General features: G+C 54.2%; 14 protein-coding genes. All 14 read right to left on the bottom strand.

Annotated features, from left to right (window positions below; genetic code table 11):
- Positions 1 to 85: 85 nt before the first annotated feature.
- Positions 86 to 970 carry a LysR family transcriptional regulator gene (locus OSB_RS05985; protein WP_049834129.1) on the bottom strand — a complete coding sequence of 295 codons (885 nt, stop codon included), beginning with the start codon at positions 968 to 970 and terminating at the stop codon, positions 86 to 88.
- Between the two features lie 61 nt (positions 971 to 1,031).
- A complete protein-coding gene (locus tag OSB_RS05980) occupies positions 1,032 to 2,495 on the bottom strand; it encodes a mannitol dehydrogenase family protein (RefSeq protein ID WP_049834128.1) in 1,464 nt (487 codons plus the stop codon).
- Complete coding sequence (locus OSB_RS05975; RefSeq protein WP_049834127.1) at positions 2,495 to 3,268, bottom strand: L-iditol 2-dehydrogenase; 774 nt, start codon at positions 3,266 to 3,268, stop codon at positions 2,495 to 2,497. Before OSB_RS05975 ends, OSB_RS05980 begins: the two co-directional genes overlap by 1 nt.
- Positions 3,265 to 4,281, bottom strand: coding sequence for an ABC transporter ATP-binding protein (locus OSB_RS05970; RefSeq protein WP_049834126.1), 1,017 nt, complete (start codon positions 4,279 to 4,281; stop codon positions 3,265 to 3,267). The genes OSB_RS05975 and OSB_RS05970 overlap by 4 nt, the downstream gene beginning before the upstream one ends.
- Positions 4,282 to 4,292: 11 nt before the next feature.
- Positions 4,293 to 5,129, bottom strand: coding sequence for a carbohydrate ABC transporter permease (locus OSB_RS05965; protein ID WP_049834125.1), 837 nt, complete (start codon positions 5,127 to 5,129; stop codon positions 4,293 to 4,295).
- A gap of 12 nt (positions 5,130 to 5,141) precedes the next feature.
- Positions 5,142 to 6,080, bottom strand: coding sequence for a carbohydrate ABC transporter permease (locus tag OSB_RS05960; protein WP_049834124.1), 939 nt, complete (start codon positions 6,078 to 6,080; stop codon positions 5,142 to 5,144).
- 176 nt (positions 6,081 to 6,256) lie between these two features.
- On the bottom strand, positions 6,257 to 7,552 hold the full coding sequence (locus tag OSB_RS05955) for an ABC transporter substrate-binding protein (protein WP_049834123.1): 1,296 nt from the start codon (positions 7,550 to 7,552) through the stop codon (positions 6,257 to 6,259).
- A 194-nt stretch (positions 7,553 to 7,746) separates the two neighbouring features.
- Entirely contained in the window at positions 7,747 to 8,784 is a 1,038-nt protein-coding gene (locus OSB_RS05950; RefSeq protein ID WP_074202196.1) for a LacI family DNA-binding transcriptional regulator, read from the bottom strand.
- 140 nt (positions 8,785 to 8,924) lie between these two features.
- A complete protein-coding gene (locus OSB_RS05945) occupies positions 8,925 to 9,686 on the bottom strand; it encodes a maleate cis-trans isomerase family protein (protein WP_049834122.1) in 762 nt (253 codons plus the stop codon).
- Positions 9,686 to 10,849, bottom strand: coding sequence for a M24 family metallopeptidase (locus tag OSB_RS05940; protein WP_049834121.1), 1,164 nt, complete (start codon positions 10,847 to 10,849; stop codon positions 9,686 to 9,688). Before OSB_RS05940 ends, OSB_RS05945 begins: the two co-directional genes overlap by 1 nt.
- Positions 10,842 to 11,891: a pyridoxal-phosphate dependent enzyme gene (locus OSB_RS05935; protein WP_049834120.1), complete on the bottom strand. Its 1,050-nt coding sequence runs from the start codon at positions 11,889 to 11,891 to the stop codon at positions 10,842 to 10,844. Before OSB_RS05935 ends, OSB_RS05940 begins: the two co-directional genes overlap by 8 nt.
- A gap of 191 nt (positions 11,892 to 12,082) precedes the next feature.
- Positions 12,083 to 13,363: an HlyD family type I secretion periplasmic adaptor subunit gene (locus OSB_RS05930; RefSeq protein WP_049834119.1), complete on the bottom strand. Its 1,281-nt coding sequence runs from the start codon at positions 13,361 to 13,363 to the stop codon at positions 12,083 to 12,085.
- Complete coding sequence (locus tag OSB_RS05925; RefSeq protein ID WP_049834118.1) at positions 13,360 to 15,114, bottom strand: type I secretion system permease/ATPase; 1,755 nt, start codon at positions 15,112 to 15,114, stop codon at positions 13,360 to 13,362. The genes OSB_RS05930 and OSB_RS05925 overlap by 4 nt, the downstream gene beginning before the upstream one ends.
- 444 nt (positions 15,115 to 15,558) lie before the next feature.
- Positions 15,559 to 19,068, bottom strand: a complete 3,510-nt coding sequence (locus tag OSB_RS05920; protein ID WP_143831210.1) for an RHS repeat domain-containing protein — start codon at positions 19,066 to 19,068, stop codon at positions 15,559 to 15,561.
- Between the last annotated feature and the right edge of the window lie 5 nt (positions 19,069 to 19,073).

Below are 19,073 nucleotides of genomic sequence, written 5' to 3'. Positions count from 1 at the left end.
CTAAATTCTTATGTTAGGTATCACCAGTTTTATATAGGTTATCAATATCGCTATTCCGTCAATTGATAGAAGCTACCTATCGAACCTATGCAAGTTCTGAAAGCGCCCGCGCACGGTCCAGCAAGCCTGCTAGAACTGGCGTAAAGGGTTCGCGGTGCGGTGCGACAAGGCCAACCACGTGGCTTGCGTCAGGCCTAATCAAAGGAACCGCACCAAGGTCGTCGCCCTTGAGAAAAATCTCAGCCGCACGAACCGGCAAAATCGTCGCCAAATTGCTGCGCACAACATGGCTAACCAAAACAACCACTGAAGAGGCTTCGATTTGCGGTGTCGTTTCAACCCCCGCTTCAATCAGATGCTGCGCAATAATCCGACGGTTTTGCATGTCCGGCGTCAAAAGGCATAGCGGCACGTCCCCCAGATCGCTCCACTTTACCGGACCAGACAATAGCGGATGACCTGCTTTTGCGACCAAAACATATCGCTCGGCATAAAGTGGCACTGTCGTCACACGGCCCAAGGGTTCATTGTCGAGGTAGGTCAGCCCTGCATCGATCTCGAGATTGTCGAGCATCGATAGAATCTGAGCCGACGTCTTGGATTGCACAGAGAACCGCACGTTCGGATGGGACTCGCCAAAATCGGCTGTTAATTCAGATACAACCGTCAGCGCGGTTGGAATAACCGCCAGTCGTAGATCGCCTGACAGTCCTTCACGGGCGACGCGCATTTCTTGGCGTAACGTACGCGTGTCCCCAACAATCTGGCGCGCCCAAATGAGGGCGCGTTGCCCTTCCGGCGTTAGCCCCTGATAGCGCGACCCTCGCCAGACAAGCATCACGCCAAGCTGGTCCTCTAACTGCTTGATCGCAGCGGACAACGTGGGCTGGGTCACCCCCTGCGCCAGTGCTGCACGGCCAAAGTGTTCTTCGCGCGCAAGGGCGATGAACATTTCAAGTTTGTCGATCATGGGTGTGACTTTCGATAGGACATGCCTATCAAACCCTACTCACCGATGTGACGCAAGTGTATCAGCTATCGAGATAAGCTTGAAGCGCAGCCTCGGTGCCGTCTGACTGAATGAGACCGTGCCATTTCGCAAAGCTTTCCGCGAAACGCGGGTTGGCCCCAAGATCACCATATGCTTGTTCTTGGTCAATCCACGCTTGCGGATTGTTCTTTGCTTTCAAGGCAGTGGCATTCAATGCGTCCCAGAACGGGTCATTGGGTTCAATCAAACTGCCGTCCTCGCGCGTGCCTTCACACATGCGCGCCCAGAGCGCCTCAACCAGCACAAGACCGTCAATTGCCGTGCCTGCCGCAAGCGCATCGCGCAGGATCGGGTGCAAGAAACCAGAATGGCGGGAGGAGCCATCAAACGCCACGCGGCGCGTGGTGTCGTAGATTTCAGGATTTGAAAAGCGATCGTCGATCAGGTCGACGTATTCCAGTGCAGTCATGTCAGGGACCGTATGGACGTGCGGTGCGATCTCTTCGATCTCCACCTTACGAAACAAGCCCTTGATCAGCGGATGCGCCATTGTACCAGCGATTGTCGGCACAGACAGCAGTTCACCCGGTGTCGCAATAATCTGGTGGCCCGCGTTCAACTGGCGCAGCTTCATGGCTTCAAATGCGTGGACGTCATCGGTGAATGTCGCGCCGACTTTGTCCCAATCAGGACGTCCGGCACAGAATTTGTCTTCAATTACCCATTGGCGAAAGTTTTCATGGGTAACCGGTGCGTTGTCTTCGATCCCAAATTCACGCGCGAGTTTTAGCTCGGCAGGACCGGTTGCTGGAACGATACAATCCACCATAGCGTTGGGAAATGTGGCGTTGTCGTTGATCCATGCGGCAAGATCAGGGTCGCTTAGCGTGGCCAAGCCAACGACTGTTTGACGCAAAATGTCACCATTGGCCTGCAGGTTGTCACAGCTTTGACAGGTAAATGGCCCCGCACCGCTTTCACGGCGCGCTTTAAGGGCGGCAATCATAGCGCCAAAAGCAGTTCTTGGGATTTCAGGGTTTTCAGCATCGTGTTTGATGTCGTCGTGGTCCGCATCGAACCCACCCTCAGGGGATAAGTAGTAACCGCCCTCAGTCACGGTCAATGCCACGATACGGATCGCAGCCTCAGACATATGCGCAATCAATGGGCCATTGTCGTCCGCGACATTGATAAACCCAATCATGGACCCGATCACTTCGGCAGATTTACCCTTCGGATCCAGCTCAATCAATGTGGTAAAACAGTCCTGATCCAGCAGACGATCACGCTGTGCTGCATCCCCTGCCCGCACGCCAGCACCAAGGATGGCCCAGTCTTGCGCAAGGCCCTGATCCATCAAACGGTGCAAATACCACGCCTGATGCGCACGGTGAAAATTGCCCAAGCCAATATGGACAATACCTGCGCTCAGCTCATCACGCTCATAGCGTGGGCCGCGGACTCCATCTGGCAAGTTAGCAATGTTTTCAAGGGTCAGTTTCATTAGCTCATCCATTGGCCGCCATCGACGTTGTACGTCTGGGACACGATATAATCGGAGTCAGATGACGCCAGAAAGACGGCCATCCCTGTTAAGTCTTTAGGGTCGGCGAACCGCCCAGCTGGGACGCTTGCTGCGACCTCTGCTTTTTTCTGGCCAGGTTTCTTGCCCTCCAGTTTGGCGAACATGGAATCCACGTGTTCCCAATGGTCACCGTCAACAACGCCTGGTGCGATGGCGTTTACGTTGATGCCGTGCTTGATCAAATTGAGACCAGCCGATTGCGTCATCGAAATCACCGCTGCTTTGGTGGAACAGTAAACCAACACCAGCGCTTCCCCCCGCCGCCCCGCTTGGGACGCCATGTTGATAATTTTGCCGCCGTGCCCCTGTGCGATCATTTGTTTTGCTGCAGCCTGCATTGTGAACAATGTACCCGCCACATTGACGGAATAGAGCTTGTTGTAGCTGGCACGCGTAATGTCCACTGTTTCAGCGGCATCAAACAAAGCTGCATTATTGATCAGGATATCTAGTTTGCCAGCTTGACTGACGACAGCCGCAATTGCGTCGTCGATGCTGCCTTGATCAGACACATCAATTTGGATCGGATAAGCACCCGATCCAAGCTCAGCAGCCGTTTGTTTGGCCGCCACCATATTGATGTCCGCAATCGCAACCGTCGCGCCTTCAGCAAGATAGCTTTCAGCGAAGCCGCGCCCGATTCCGCGCGCGGCCCCCGTTATGAGGGCAGACTTTCCCTCAAGCCGTTTCATTCGACCCGCAGGCCTTGCGCATCGAACTTGTGCAGCTTGTCCATCTGTGGCGTCAGGTACACTGTATCGCCGTGGCTGACTTCGATGTTGCCGCTGATGCGTACCGTGAACAGGTCGCCTTCGCCTACATCCAAGCCAGTTTCGTGCACGTGGATGAACGTGTCAGAGCCGAGGTGTTCAGCAACGCCAACAACGCCCTTCCATGTGCCTTCCGTCAGGGACACGTCTACGTGCTCAGGGCGGATGCCGATGGTAGTTGCGTTGTGCTTGGCTGCTTCAGCGCCCTCGATCTGGTTCATCTTCGGTGAGCCGATGAAGCCCGCAACGAACTTGTTGCGCGGACGGTGGTATAGCTCCAATGGGGAACCAACCTGCTCAATCACGCCCGCCTGCAGAACGACGATCTTGTCGGCCATTGTCATGGCTTCGACCTGATCGTGCGTCACGTAGATCATGGTTGTGTTCAGCTTCTTGTGAAGCTCCATGATTTCCAGACGCATGCCAACACGCAGCGCGGCATCAAGGTTGGACAGTGGTTCGTCAAACAAGAACGCGGATGGTTCACGAACAATCGCACGGCCAATGGCCACACGCTGACGTTGACCACCAGACAGCTGGCCCGGCTTGCGATCCAGATAGTCTGTCAGGTTCAAAGACTTCGCCGCAGCGTCGATCTTCGCGTCTTGTGTCGCTTGATCAATGCCCGCCATCCGCATCGGAAAAGCGATGTTTTTGCGAACCGTCATATGCGGGTAAAGCGCATAGGACTGGAACACCATCGACAAGCCACGCTTGGCTGGGGACGTTTCTGTCACGTCGGCGCCGTCGATTGCGACGGCTCCGCTTGTGAGGTCTTCGAGACCAGCAATCATGCGCAGCAGTGTTGATTTACCGCAGCCAGATGGCCCAACAAACACAACAAATTCGCCGTCGTTGATTTCTAGATCCAGCGGTGGAATGACTTCCGTTTCGCCAAATTTCTTTTGAACTTTATCAAGTACGATGCTTCCCATGAGATCGCTCCTTATTTCACTGCGCCAAAGGTCAAACCTGAGACCAATTGTTTCTGACAGAACCAACCCAAGATGATGATTGGTCCAACTGCTGCCGTGGAAACCGCCGAGAGGCGACCAAAGAACAAGCCTTCTGGGGCGCGGTTGCCCTCAATCAGCTTGGACAGCGTTGCTGCGTCGATTGTTGTAAGACGGACCGTCCAGTACGCTTCGTTCCAACAGAAGATGAAGGTCAAAAGTGCCGTAGACACGATGCCACCCCACGCCAGTGGGATCAGGATCTCTTTGACCTCGCCCCATGTTGTCAGGCCGTCCATTTGACCGGCTTCGATGATGTCTTTCGGGATGTCCTTAAAGTAAGTGAACAGCATCCAGATCACGATCGGCAGGTTGATAAGACACAGAACCAGGATAACCAGGAAGTGCGTATCAAAAAGGCCAAACACGTTCTTTGTCAGGAACGTCATCGGATACAAGACAGCCGCGGCTGGTAGCATCTTTGTAGACAGCATCCACATCAACACGTCTTTGGTTGCGCGGCTGGGGTTGAACGCCATTGCGTAAGCACATGGCACCCCGACAACCAACGCAAACAGTGTCGCGAAGACAGAAACGATGACCGAGTTGGTCGCAAAGCGCCAGTAGTCATAGTTTTCAGCCATGTTGGCGTAGTTTTCCAATGTTGGCGTGAAGAAGAATACATGTTCCGGCTTAACAGCGTCAGCGTCTGTCTTGAAGCTGGTCAGGATCATGTAAAAGATCGGAAAGAAAAAGATCAGTGCGACGATCCAAGCCACTGTGGGCCATGCGATCCTTGAGAAACGAGAAGTTGTTGCAACGATTGCCATTGGTATGTCCCCCTATTCCATCAACGTCTTGCCGACAGCGCGCAGCAAGAAGATGGCTACGATGTTGGCGAGAATGACGGCGAAAATGCCCGTGGCGCTTGCAGCACCGATGTTGTTGTTGGTGAATTCACCAATCAAGTAAGGCAGGTTTTTGTTGCCGTTACCGCGGCTAACGATTTCGATCTCTGCGTATAGCGAGAGGTGGAAAATCGCTTGGATCATCACCACAATCGCCATCGGGCGACCAAGGTGCGGCAAGGTCAAGAAGCGGAACTGCGACCAGCGGCCTGCCCCGTCCAAAATGGCGGCTTCTTTTTGCTGTTGGTCCTCAGACTGCAGCGACGTCATAAAGATCAGTACCGCAAAAGGTGTCCACTGCCACGTCACCATCATGATGACAGCAATCGAAGACGTTTGGGTTGCACGGAACGAAATCGGCTCAAGCACAGGCCACAAGTTAAAGAACCAACCAACGAGTGGTGCGTCCTGCATGCCGGCTGCAAAATTGTTGATTCCGCCAATGGCGATACCTTGAAGGCCCAGAACCGGATCAAGCAACATGTTGATCCAAAGAACCGCGTTTACCGCAGGCATAATAAAGAAGGGTGAAATCAAGAGAACGCGAACAATGCCCCGCCCCGGAAATGACCGGTTGATAAGAACCGCGATAAGAACACCAAGAACAACAGTAAGCGTCAGAATGCTTGTCACGATGAACAGGCTGTTCTTGATTGCAAACAAGAAATCCTTTGAGTTCAAGACGAATTGGTAGTTACCAAAGCCGCGCCAGTTCGAGAATGACGGTGTCGTCCATTCAGGTCGAACGGTGCTGTTTAAAACGTAGCGGATAAACGAATAAAAGAGCGTCATCGCGAGTGGTACGATCATCCAGAACAAGAGCAGTATAACCGCCGGCGTCTGAAGTAATCTTGGGATTGTTCTATTAGCCATGTTCTTGAGTCCCCCAGTTAATTGAAAGTCGCTCGCTTTCAGAATTCGAGTTTCTGAACGCCGTAGCCAGGCCGGTTAAAGCGGCCCTATCAATAGTAGCGACGATCAAAGAGAAAAAGAAAGAGAAGTGGAAAGACCCAAGCTAAGCCTGGGTCTTTCCTTTTAAGTCGAGTGACTTATTCGTAGTAGCCAGCTTCACGCATGATCGCGTCAGCAGCTTCCTGGCTTGCAGCCAGTGCTTCTTCAACAGTCTTCGCGCCGGACAGAGCCGCTGCGATTTCCTGAGCTACCGCTGTACCCACTTCTGGGAATTCTGGGATAGCTGCGAACTGAACGCCAACGTATGGCTTCAGGTCTGTTGCTGCTGGAGCCGCAGATTCAATCGCAGCCATCTCAGCTGCTGCGAAAGGAGCAGCCGCCTGGAATTCAGCGATTTCATATGTGGATGCACGTGTACCTGTTGGAACAGAACCCCAACCGAAGTCTGGGTGGTTACCTACAGCTTGGATGTACTCTTTAGAAGTTGCCCACTCGATGAACGCGTGTGCTGCTTCGGAGTTTGGTGAACCTGTTGGAACAGCCATTGCCCAAGCCCAGAGCCAGTTTGCACCGACTGGGTTACCAGCGTTTGGAGACTGTGCGTATGCAACGCCGTCTACTTCAAGGAAAGAAGCAGCGATTGTAGCATCGATCCACAGGCCACACTTGCCTTCGTTGTAGAGAGCCAGGATTTCGTTGAAGGAGTTACCTTCGGAACCTGGAGGGCCGTATGTACCCAGAAGCTCAACGTAGAAGTTGATTGCAGCATTCCACTCGTCGGAGTCGAGAGCTGGCTTCATGTCAGCGTCGAACCAAGCACCACCGAAGGAGTTAACCATTGTAGTGACGAACGCCATGTTGTCGCCCCAACCTGGCTTACCACGGAGACAAGCACCGTATACGCCGTTGTCTGGGTCGTGCATTGCAGCAGCAGCCGCCATGACGTTTTCCCAAGAGTCGTTGTCAGCGATAGTCACGCCAGCAGCGTCTGTCAGGTCCTTACGGTACATAACCATAGAGGATTCACCGTAGAATGGTGCAGCGTAGAGTGTGCCGTCAGCGGACAGACCGTTTGCCATAGCTGGCAGAAGGTCGCCTACGTCGTAGTCGTCGCTCAGCTCAAGTGGTTCGATCCAACCTGCAGCGCCCCAGATTGGTGCTTCCTGCATGCCGATGTTGATGATGTCGTACTGGCCGCCACCGGTTGCAGTGTCAGAAGTAACCTGCTCGCGCAGAACGCCTTCTTCCAAAGATACCCAGTTCAGCTCAACGCCAGTTTCGGCAGTGTAAGCTTCAGCAACTGTTTGCATGTTGATCATGTGACCGTTGTTTACGATCGCAATTGTCAAAGATGTGTGGCCGTCAGCGGCAGCGATGCCTGCTGTAAGACCGAAACCGACCGCAGTGGTCAGAAGTGTTTTCTTGATAGACATTGGTGTCCTCCCTTTTTTGACACACGTAAACTTTGCAGAACGACCCTCGATGAGTCAAGTACATTTCGTCGCACCCGAGAATTCTAGTTAGCGCTAACACAAACTTCGGCGGCAAAGTCCTCCCCTCGCAAACGATTACACACCTGCCTTGGCGGCATGCTGCAACGCGGCATCAGGTGGAAACAATCTTGCGTTCAGGCAGACCTGCGAACAACTAAATTGCCGTCAAAAAGCGTGATTTCGGGAGTGTCATCAATGACTTCCCCCCGGATAAGTTGCAGCATCCGCGACACTGCTTTTCGCCCAATAGACGCGGTATCCTGCGCGACTGTGGTAAGGGGTGGGTTCAGGTAAGGGCAAAGTAGGTAATCGTCGTGCCCAGCAATCCGCAGCCCCCCTTTTTTCGTCTGTCCGGGTGTTAAACCGTGAAGAGCAGCAGCGCGAAGGGCCCCAATTGCAACGCGATCATTCGCACAAAGAATCGATCTGTCAGTAAATCGGCCCTGAGCAAACTCCGCCGATAGAACGGCCTCACCATGGTCCTCAAAGTGCCAATTTTCATTGACGAACTCGGCACCGATGACCTCAGGCTTAAGGCCCAATTCATTCATTTTAGCGACATAGCCATTTTCACGCTCAATGGCGTTAAAGTTAACGCGCGGCATTGCCATAAACACAGGTGGCTCGCCTACGCGAGATAGGTATTCTGTAATTAAACCAGTGCTCTGGGCGTGATTTGTCCCAACATAATCCACATCAGGCATCGTCGTAGGGCGCGAATCCATCAAAACGAACGGCATGCGCGACTTTAACCTTTGGTAAACCGCTTGATCGCTATGATCCCCGAGAGGCGCAACAATAGCGCCATCCACGTTCATCGACATAAACGTCTCGGCTGCGCGGGCCTCAATCGCGGGATCGGAGTGAGAACATTGAGTGATAACTGTCAATCCCGCATCCATCGCGGCGACCTCAACAGCCTCCAACAACTCAGTAAAGAATAGGTCATTTAGGTAGGGAATAATGACCCCAATCATCCGTGTAGACTTGCGATTTAGTCGGGTCGCAAAGAAGTTAGGGACATATTCAACCTGCTCCAACCCCTTCTCGATTTTGGCGACAGTTTTCGCTTTAACGAGAGTCGGATCCTGAAAGAAGCGCGACAGCGTCGGACGCGAAACACCAATCGCAAGCGACAGCTCTTCCATGGTTTTGATACGTGGCTTGCTCAACTTAATCCCCCCAGTCAGCGCTGTTTACTATATAGTATGAACTGAAGATGTCGAACTTTTTTACACGTGGAAATTTTTTTCTTTGCTTTTTTACACGCGAATTTCACAAAAAACTGGTCAAATTTGGTGCGCTAGGAAAACTACTGACTGTGTGCGCACGTCTTGCAAAGAGCCCCCGGTGCATCCTGCGCAAGCTGCGCTGACGCGAGTTGAGCCATATGCCATGCCAGCGCTTGATTGCTGCTGACGACAGGGCAACCTAGGCGTTGTTCAAGGTCGTCAATGATATTCAAGGTACGCAAGTTCGTGCAGGACAAGAACACCGCATCAACCCCGTCGGTCTTTCCAATCGCCAGAGCGGCCGCATGAATTGAGGCCGGATCAATGCGTGCGACATTGGCTTCAACTTCCTCTCCGAAGGACACCGTTGCAGGAACATCAAAGCCTGCATCCTCAAAAGCCGCCTGAATGGGCGTAGCCACAGTCGCTATATAGGGCGAAACAATCGCGATAGATTTCACGTTAAGCGCTTTGAACGCAGCTATCGACGCGCTTAACGGGTTCGTAACCGCCTTCGTTTTAGCGTGCACTGTCACCAAATCACTAACTTTGTCCGCGCCGATCAGCGTTGTGCCAGATGTGCAGGCATAGCCAATCACATCAAACGCGGCCGCGGGCGGTAGAAGCGATGCGGCTTGTGGTAGATCAATCGCCATTTGTGCAATTGTGTCTGGGGTCAGATTGTCCCCCGACGGGATGCGGCTGACATAAAGCGCCACGTCTGGCCCAGAAAACAACCTGTGGAAATCTTGTTCGATCGTCTCATCAACTTGCAGCACCACCAATCCCAATGTCGCCGTAGTCCCGATAGGCCCCGTTAAGGTATAGGGAAAGTGATCCATCATCCTAACTCTGGCAAAGTTTGGGGCGCGCGTGTTGATAGCAGCTCCGGCCCGTTTGCCCGCAAAACGATGTTCTCTTCATGGACAAGGAATTTCCCCGCCGACACCTCAACACCCGGCTCCAGTGTCAAAACCATTCCTTCGCGCAGCGGCGTGGTGTCTTTGGCAGTGAACGAGGGCCACTCCGTCAATGTAATGCCCAGCCCATGCCCGAACCGGCCACCCCCAACTGTTGCACCAGCCGCGCCCAAGGCTTTCGTCATAATCCCATATAGGTCTGCGGCCGTCATACCGGGGCGCAGGGTGTTCAGCGCCAGCTCAGTGGCCATGAACAACGCATCCTGCGCGCGTTGAACTGCGGAAGATGGCGGGCCAACGGAATAGTTCCGATCAAAGTCGCAAAAATACCCGTCCTTAACAGCGCCTGTGTCGAGCATCAAAACATCACCCTTGGCGAGTGGTTGCGCCGTCGCGGGCGAGATCACGTCGCCGTAGCCCCCCTGCCCAGCACTGCCCGCAACATAGCTGACCCAGTCAGCGCCTTCTTGCAGCAGCGCGATCTGGAAGTCGCGAAAGACCTGATCGAGCGGTTTTCCACTCGCTGCAAATTCGGGCACGCGTGCGAAGACGCGGTCGGCGATTTCACAGGTTGCCCTAATCTTGGCGATCTGAGTCTCAGACTTAATCTCGCGGACACGCTGCACGGTTGTCGTGCCATCCACGATGTTCCGAGGTTTGATCGCGTTCCCGACACGCGCGAAATCGGCAAGCGGCATGCGAAGGTGCGTTTCCAACCCCATTGGAACCCCAAGCGAACCCTTCATCGGAATGGTCTCAGCGATGGCATCCACCAGCAGGGAAACCCCGTCATCGGTCGGATCGGGGGCGTCCCATGTGCGAATATCATCCAGCCAACTTTGCCCCATTAACGCGGCCCCAATAGACGGGATGACAGCAATCGGGCGGCCCGTCGCTGGGATCAAAATGAACCAAGGGCGCGCAGGGCTTTCCCAGAACCGCGTTAGAAAGCCCGTGACATAGAAGATATCGGCAGGCGTCGTCAGCAGCAGACCATCTAGCTGCTCGGTCTTCATGTGATCCTGCAAACGCGTGACCCGCCAGAGATATTCTTGGGTCGAAAACAGTGGCGCTGCGTCAGACATCCTCTGCGCCTTCGCTCAGTATAATCAAAACACGCGCTTCCGGTCCCATGTCTTCAAACCCATTTAACGCCGCCGCGAAACCCGCCCCGCCTGATGGCGTGGTTGTCAGACTGTGTTCAGCCAGCACCTGAACGGCCAAGGCTGCGTCTTCTTCGGTGACTGTTAAAAACGTATTCGCATCGCGTGCGAGACCAGCCAGCGCAATCATAGAAGGCGTTTTGCAATCCAGCCGTCCCATATCGGAAACAGGGCCCGTCGTTTCGACAATCGCGCCAGCCCGCATGCTCTCAATCAACGCAGGTGCGGCGTCCGGTTCAACAACGACAATCACAGGCCCAATGCCCCAAACGCGCCGACTATACGCCGCAACTGCGGCCGCCAGACCGCCAACGCCCGCCTGTAAAAAAATATGCGTCGGCGCCTCATCTATTTGCTCTGCAACCTCAACGGCCATTTGCAAATACCCCTCCATGACCCGCGACGGGAGGGTCGTATATCCGGGCCATGATCCGTCTGATAACAATGTGCCCTGCCCTGCATCCGCACTGACCTGTGCAGCATCCAAGCTGTCCTCATAGGTCGCACCTGCACGCACCACATCCGCCCCAATCGCGCGAAGCCTGTCGGCAAAGGCTTCGGGTACGGATTCAGCAAGGTAAATGATCGCTTTGGCGCCGAACAAACGCGCACCTGCGGCCACAGACAAACCGTGATTTCCGGCACTCGCTGTAATGAACACTTCACCTGTCAGCGCCATGCTCCATTGGTGATCGACCACTTTGTCGGCAGCTTCGCAGGCGATAGCATAGGCCGCCCCAAGGGCCTTGAAGCTTCCTAGCCCCATGCGCCCGCTTTCATCTTTCACGCTGACTTTCGCCACCCCGATACGGCCTGCCAAATCCGGCATATCCAACAGCGTCGTCGCCTTGTGCGCCGGACATTTCGCCAACAACGCAGAGACGTTCGTGGGGTCATCTTTTGGCATGTCTTTCCAATCGGGCAGTCCAACTTGGAAATACGGGTTGTCAAAATGGTCGCGCATGGAATGTACCTTTGAGCTATCTCGCCACGATGACTGAGCGTGGTTTCCAAAGCCTGACCGAGTTCTTAATACAAGTCTAGCGCAGTGCGTGCGTCGCCAGATGCCCCAGTTGCTTAGGACCTTCCGCCCTCACCTTCTCGATGCGGAAAATCTGGCCCGATACGGCAATACTGGATCAGCGCAGCTTTGCGTCAACCATCGCGGAAAACGCGGGCCACGTAGTCCATCAACGGGCGTGTTAGGTAATTGATCGGTGTGCGGTCCGCCGTTCTGATGAACGCCTCAACGGGCATGCCGGGGATCAGGGTCGTGCCATCTGGAAGCCGCGCGAGTTCCCCGTCATTGAGCCGAATTTCAGCGCGAAAGTACGACGCGCGGGTTGCACTGTCTGTGAATGCATCTGCAGACACAATTGCCACCGTGCCGTAAAGCTCCGGTGTGGTGCGTTGATCAAGGGCGGAGAACCGCAGGCTCACCTGCTGGCCGATTGTCAGCACGTCTACATCGTTCGGCGAAACCTGTGTTGCGATCACCAGTGGGCGATCTTGCGGAACGATATACAGCAACGGATCGGCAGGGCTGACCACTGCTCGAGAGCCAAACACGCTCAATCCATAAACGATACCACTCACAGGAGAGCGAATATCAAGCCGGTCAAGCTGACGTAGAATGCTGGTGCGTCTCTCACGCAGTTCTAATTCGTTGAATTGCAGGTCACGCAAACGGGTGATGGCTTCTTCGCGCCGTGTTGTTTGCAGGCTCAGGATCTCGATCTCGATCTCGGTACTTCGTTCCTCGGCACCGCCAATGGACGCGACAAGTTCCCCGACCTGCCCCTCAAGGCGTGCCTGTTCACGCTGCAAATTCAACACCACCGACGCCTGCGCCAAGCCGCGATCAAGCAAGGCCTGCTGGTTGGTGAGTTCTTCTTTGATAAGGTCAAGCTGCGTTTCAAGCGCCGCCTGTTGCGCCACGATCCCGCGCACCTGTGATGCGATTTGATCCTTACGGTTCAAAAGCTGCTCCGTGCGGCGCGCTTCGGTTTCGAGGCGGGCATGAAACAGGCTGAGCTGCCCTGATGTTAAGTCGGTTGTGGCTTCGTTCAAAAGCGGATCAAAGGTGAGTGTTTCAGCATTCTCACGCTCGGCCTCAAAACGGGCGCGACGGGCCAGAACTTCAAACAACTGCCCCTCAACCACCGCAAGCTCTGCCTGCAGATCTTGCGCATCAAGGCGCAGCATCACGTCGCCTTCTTCGACAAGATCGCCCTCATCGACTAGAATTTGCGTAACGACACCGCCGTCTTGGTGCTGAACGATTTGCCGATTTTGGTCGACTTCAATCAACCCGCTCGCAATGATGGCACCACTGATTTGCGCGGTCATTGCCCAAGTGCCAAAACCGCCCACCAGCACCACAAGTGCGAGCAAGCCGACGATAAGTGGGCGACGTGCGGACCATTCCGTCTTCATGCGACGCCCCCCCCTTTACCTTTGCCCTGATCAATCTGCGCACGGTTCGCGAGGATTTGCGCTTTGACCTCTTCGGTCGGACCAAACGCCTTTAGCAACCCGCCGTCGATGTACATCAGTTTATCGCATTGCTCGATCGCGGCGGGACGATGGGCCATCACGAAGACACAGCGGCCTTCCTGACGCATAAGGCGTATCGCATTGTTAATCGCAATAGAGCCGGCATTGTCGAGGTTTGAGTTTGGTTCATCCAGCACTAGATAAACAGGATCGCCATACATCGCGCGTGCAAGGCCAACGCGTTGAACTTGCCCGCCAGAAAGGCGCCCGCCCGTACTATCGACAATCGTGTCGTAACCTTCAGGCAACTCAAGGATCATTTCATGTGCAGCGGCACGTTTCGCGGCTTTAATGACAGCTGCATCATCAGGGGTTGTGGACATGCGCGCAATGTTGTCGCGGATCGTACCGTTTAGGAGCGTAACGGTTTGCGGTAAGTAGCCGATATAGGTGCCAAGGACATCCGGTTCATATTGATCCAACGACGCCCCATCCAAACGGATCGTCCCACCCGCTGGGGTCCACAGCCCTGCAAGCGCACGTGCAAGCGTGGATTTACCCGCACCAGATGGTCCGATGACGCCCACTGCTTCGCCCGGGTTAACCTTGAACGACACCATGCGAAGGCTGGCTTTGGCTTCACCGGGCGGCAGAATAGTTACTTGATCCGCAACAATCAGTGCCTTGGGTGTTGGCAGTTCAGTGCGACGCTGCACAACGGGTACCGAGCCCAGCAAACGTGCCAAATTGCGCCAGCCAGAACGCCCCCGATTGAGAACCGGCCATTGGTTCACAAGCATTTCAACAGGCGCAAGTGCGCGCCCCAAAAGGATAGAACCGGCAATCATCGCACCCGGTGTCAGTTGGTCCTGCAAAACCAGGTAAGCACCCATCCCCAGCATTGCAGACTGAAGAAATAGCCGCAGCGATTTGGTCAGGCTGCCGAAGCTTCCCGCGAAATCCCCTGCCTTGATACCTGCCTGCAAGGAACCATTGCGCAGGTCCTTCCAACGTTGAAACGCTGACGCCCGCATGCCGAGCGCCTGTATGGTATCAGCATTGCTTCGCAACTGCTCGCCCATGTTTTCGGCATGCAACGTTGCGGCGTTTGCCTGCTCGAGTGGACGTTTTGTGCTGATTTGATTGATGATCGCAATCGCCACGAGCAAAACCCCACCCGCAATCGCCAAGTAGCCGAGGTAGGCGTGGAAAATGAAAATGCCTAACAGAAAGACCGCCGTCCATGGCAGATCAAACTTGGCCATTGCCACAGGGGACGTAATGGATTGTTGAACCGCTTGAAGGTCGCGCAGGCCAGTGGCGGCTTCAGCGGGCGCACGACCTGATGCCTTGGCACGCATGGATGCGTTAAAAACACGCTCGTCCAAATCGGTCTGAAACTGCGCACCGATACGTCCCATGATCCGCCCGCGTGCGTAATCCAGTATCCCCATCATCAGATACATGAACGCCACCAACACAGACAGCGCGACCAAGGTTTCAAATGAACGTGATCCGAGCACAGAGCCGTAAACGTTGAGCATATAGAGAGGCCCAGTCAGCATCAATGCATTCACAAAGCTGCTGAAGATCGCGACAAACCAGTATAACCCACGCGATCTCTTTCGCACGCCCAAAAGCTCAGCTTCGCCGGCTTTTACTTCCGCTTGGGTGGGTTCTTTCAAATTCATTTGTTGTGATCGGCTTCCATCAAATTAGCTTCGTAATCTACCGTTAGAGCTTATACCTAGTAAAGCCAGTTTAAAGAGGCATGAAAACTGAAAAAGGCAGACTAATAACGCAGCCTTTTTCAATCAACCCTGCCAAGATGTGCTTGGCGGGACAATGTTGACCTAATGCGGCTCATCTTTTCCCCATGCAGCCGTTCTGGTGCCCGGTCATATTAAACTGCCCACAAAACCGCATCGCGTGATGGCAATCAGTATTATTTGCTCATTTTTAAACGCAAGTTGGGCCCAAATAGGATAACATCAGGGGACCAGCACCTTTGACGCAGGTGTTTGCTCGCAGTTAAACCGGTTAACGAATTCGGCTTTTCAAGCACTGTCCTAGATGGACTAGATCAAGAATAGGGGGCGCCATGCTTCTTTGCAGTCATCATGCGGATAACTGATCTAGTACTTTGCGATGATGTTCAGGAAGATGCCTTCATCATTGGACATATCTGTCAGATCATCCGAGAACGAACCAAAGTTATAACCGACGCCAACTTTGAAGTTGTTTCCAAAGTGCCGATACGCCGCCGCGAGAGCCGCGGTCTCAGAGGTGCCGGCCTGAATGGTTTGGAAATTGCGCAACTCAACCAGCATGTCCCAGTTGTGAACTAGGTGGTAGCGCAGGCTAACGGCGCTCAATACCGCATCGTTCTGTTCGAATGGCGACGTCTCATCCGCCGACGTTTCCGAAATACGGTAACCAAACTTACCACCCAGCGTCCAATGTTCATTCAGGTCATAACTGGCATCAACGCTTAGAACGTGACTGCGCTGGCGCGGGCCGTTTTCATCGGTGTCATCTACCCTCTGACCATACATGTCATGCAGGTAACGGTATCGCGCCAGCACGTTCAGACGGTCATGTTCGGTCGGACGGTAGGCATAGCCAACCGACAGTTCGCCGTACTCACCATCTAGTGCAATATTGTCATCGGTCTCGGTGCTTGCTGCGTTCAAATCGAAGACAAGTCGGGCATCGGGGCTAATGATATAGGTCGCGTTTGTGGCAATTACGAAGGTTTCTGAATCGATGGCAGTGCCCGACTTGTCACCCTCTTCGACGCGGTACTCCAATCGACCCGACAGCGAAAGGTTTTCAGTTTCACGACGTAAGCCAAACGAAACCGCTGTGCGGTCGAAGACGTTTTCGAAGTCATCATCTACTGAGCCAAGTTCAAAGGCGACCGTTGTCGACCAAATGTCAGACGGGGTGTAAGTCAATCCATAGGCAGATGTGAACGAGCGGTACCGTCCGAATGCGTCATATGAGTTCTCGCCAAACATGGTGACTTCATCACTAACAGTTCGCGTTCCACCCATGATGTATCGGCCGCGGTCACGACCGACGACTGTATTGCCATCAATTTCGCGCCCAGCATCAAGTTCGTAGCCAAGGTAGCTCGTATTGCCAGCACCATCGTCACGTTCGGCAATTATGCGTGCGCCCTGCCCGTCAGACCCATCAGATATCTCACCTGCAAGCGACCAGCCGTTTTCCATCACATAAACGCCACCAACACCGTAGCGGTCATTCCTGTCGAGTCCGTCAACAGCGACCGAGTTTTGGCCAAAGGCATAGACTTCAAGCGTTTCGGTAAGCGCATAATCAAAACGCGCAGCAATATCAGTGCGGGTTCCTTGCTCCGCTGACGGAGTTGGATCAACTATATCAACATGCTCAATGCCAAAACTAAGGATTGCGCGCTCGGACAAGACAACCGCGGCTTCTGCCCCAATCGTGCGATCCACTTCGCCTGCATCGTTCTCATAACTGTCAGCATAGACTGTATAGCGGAAGGCATCGCTTGGTGCGACATCAGCGTAGATACCCCAAAGCGTTTCATCACCTGTTGCTGCTAGAACTTGATAATCGAGGCTGGAAAATCCTTCAGTGCGGTGTTCGAAATACGCGCCAATTGAGCCCTCTGTCGTAAGACCAAGATCGGCCAGACCCACTCGCGCATCAAATTTTAAAGCTTCGCCCGTACGCGCAGCACGGGCTTCGTCATCGTAAACTAATTCATCAAAAACAGGGTTTGGATCAATTACCAACCCACCATCGCTGGAATACGTGCTTCCAAATCCGGTGCCTTCAGTACGGGCAAATTCGGCGACAACATAGGTGTCGTCATTTAGGCGCCAAAGGGCGTCAATGCCGACGGCCGTGTGATCAACAGAACCGCTGTCATCGACCATTGCGTTTACACCAAGTCGGAATTGATCCGTCACCCAAACTTCACCACGTCCACCATAGGTAAAGCCGTCAATATCCGTCAGCGTTGGTGTGTATTCATACTGCGCAACAAGAACGAGGTCGGGGTCGCTGCCCGTGATAATCAATCCGCTGTCCAGCGTGCTCGCGAGCGGTCGCGCAAGGGTTACGATGCCTTGAATGTAGTTAACGTCGTAATCGACACCGGGTTGCAGTTCGACTGTATCGAGGATGCGACCTGTGTCGGGGTCACGGATTTGGGCAGTCAGGGTTGCGGTGCCGCTAAGGATGTCCTGACGTTCGAGGAAATAAACCGAACCGCCCGTTCCAAGGAACACATCGCGCTGCGGTAGCTGGTCAGGTTGCGCAGCATATAGCATTACGCGTGCGCGCGCCTCGCCTTCATCGGTAGTTTCAGCGGTCGCGTAGGCACCCTGCAGGCCGTAAAGCGCGCGGTCGTTTTGAACGAGGGTTCCGCCATCAAGGTCCGCTTCGAAGTCACCAAACTGAACGAAGTTACCTTCGCGTTCAATGCGCAGATAAACACGGCCCGAAGTCGGCGTGTTGTCAAAGGATGTGCTGTCATCGCCATACGTCGGATAAAGTGAATCTGGGTCAACCCGAAGGGATAACTGACGTGGGTCTTTTTCCTGAAGACGCGAGAAAATGTCTTCCAAATCGCCGTTTCCGGTGTCTACGCTTGCGGTGATCTCAACGCCATTTTCGGTACGTCCATCAACGTAGGCAGACAGGCGGCCTTCTTGATAGGTTTCGGAAATTCCGGTGGCGCCATCTGTACGGCGACCAAGAGTCAGATCCGCCACGGCAACATAGAACCACTCAGATGCAGGGATATCCACGTCACGCGTAAGGTCAACGTTTTGACCTGCGCCGCTTACCTGCACATTCACAGGGTAGTCCCCTGCCGGCAGGATACGTTGCAGAACGAAACCACCCGAAGAGTCAGGTCGAATTTGTTCACCAAGAGCTGAAACAGTCGCGCCTGCCGGAACATTGTCACCGGACACAGTAACAGCGCCGCCATAGACGGGAATGCGGCGCAACGCCGTTTGGTCTGTTCCTTCTTCAACACCGTCGGTATTTGCTCGTCGATCTACACGGGTCACTGGAATTGGTGCAGTCGCATCAAACCGTCCATCCGCGTCATAGACGCGGTGGATCAACGCGATGTCGCCGCCCTCGGGCACAGTAATCGTCATCTGCCCATTCGGCGAAATTGGAACAACGCCGATCACCTGTGGACCACCACGCGCGGCAAGATCGACAACACGGATTTCGCCACGTTCCACATAAGCTGGATAGTTCAATTCGGATTGCACAGTCAGGCTATCACCAGCCCGATACATACGGGGCCCGCCCAACAGTTGAAGATCAAGACGCGGTGTCCCACCCAGACCGTCATAAACCACCTGCACATCCGCTTGAGCGAGTTGTACATCTGTTCGACGGATTACATCGCGCACGCCGACATCACCGGCAATCGCATCGCCATCGATAGAAATCACAAAGCCCTGCGGTGCCGAAACAGGTGGCACGCCGACGCTGGTATTTTCCTGACGTGGCATTTCCACGACCAATGGCGGGCTATCCCCGTCAGAGATCGCAACCTGAGCAGGCAACATCAAAGCAGTCGCCCCCAGAAGGGCAGCAAGCGTGGATTTGCGGTTCGTCATCATCATCA

The organism is Octadecabacter temperatus (assembly GCF_001187845.1).
Taxonomy (GTDB): Bacteria; Pseudomonadota; Alphaproteobacteria; order Rhodobacterales; family Rhodobacteraceae; genus Octadecabacter; species Octadecabacter temperatus.
Note: the sequence above shows the minus strand (reverse complement) of the source record. Positions and strands in the feature narration are given on the sequence as shown.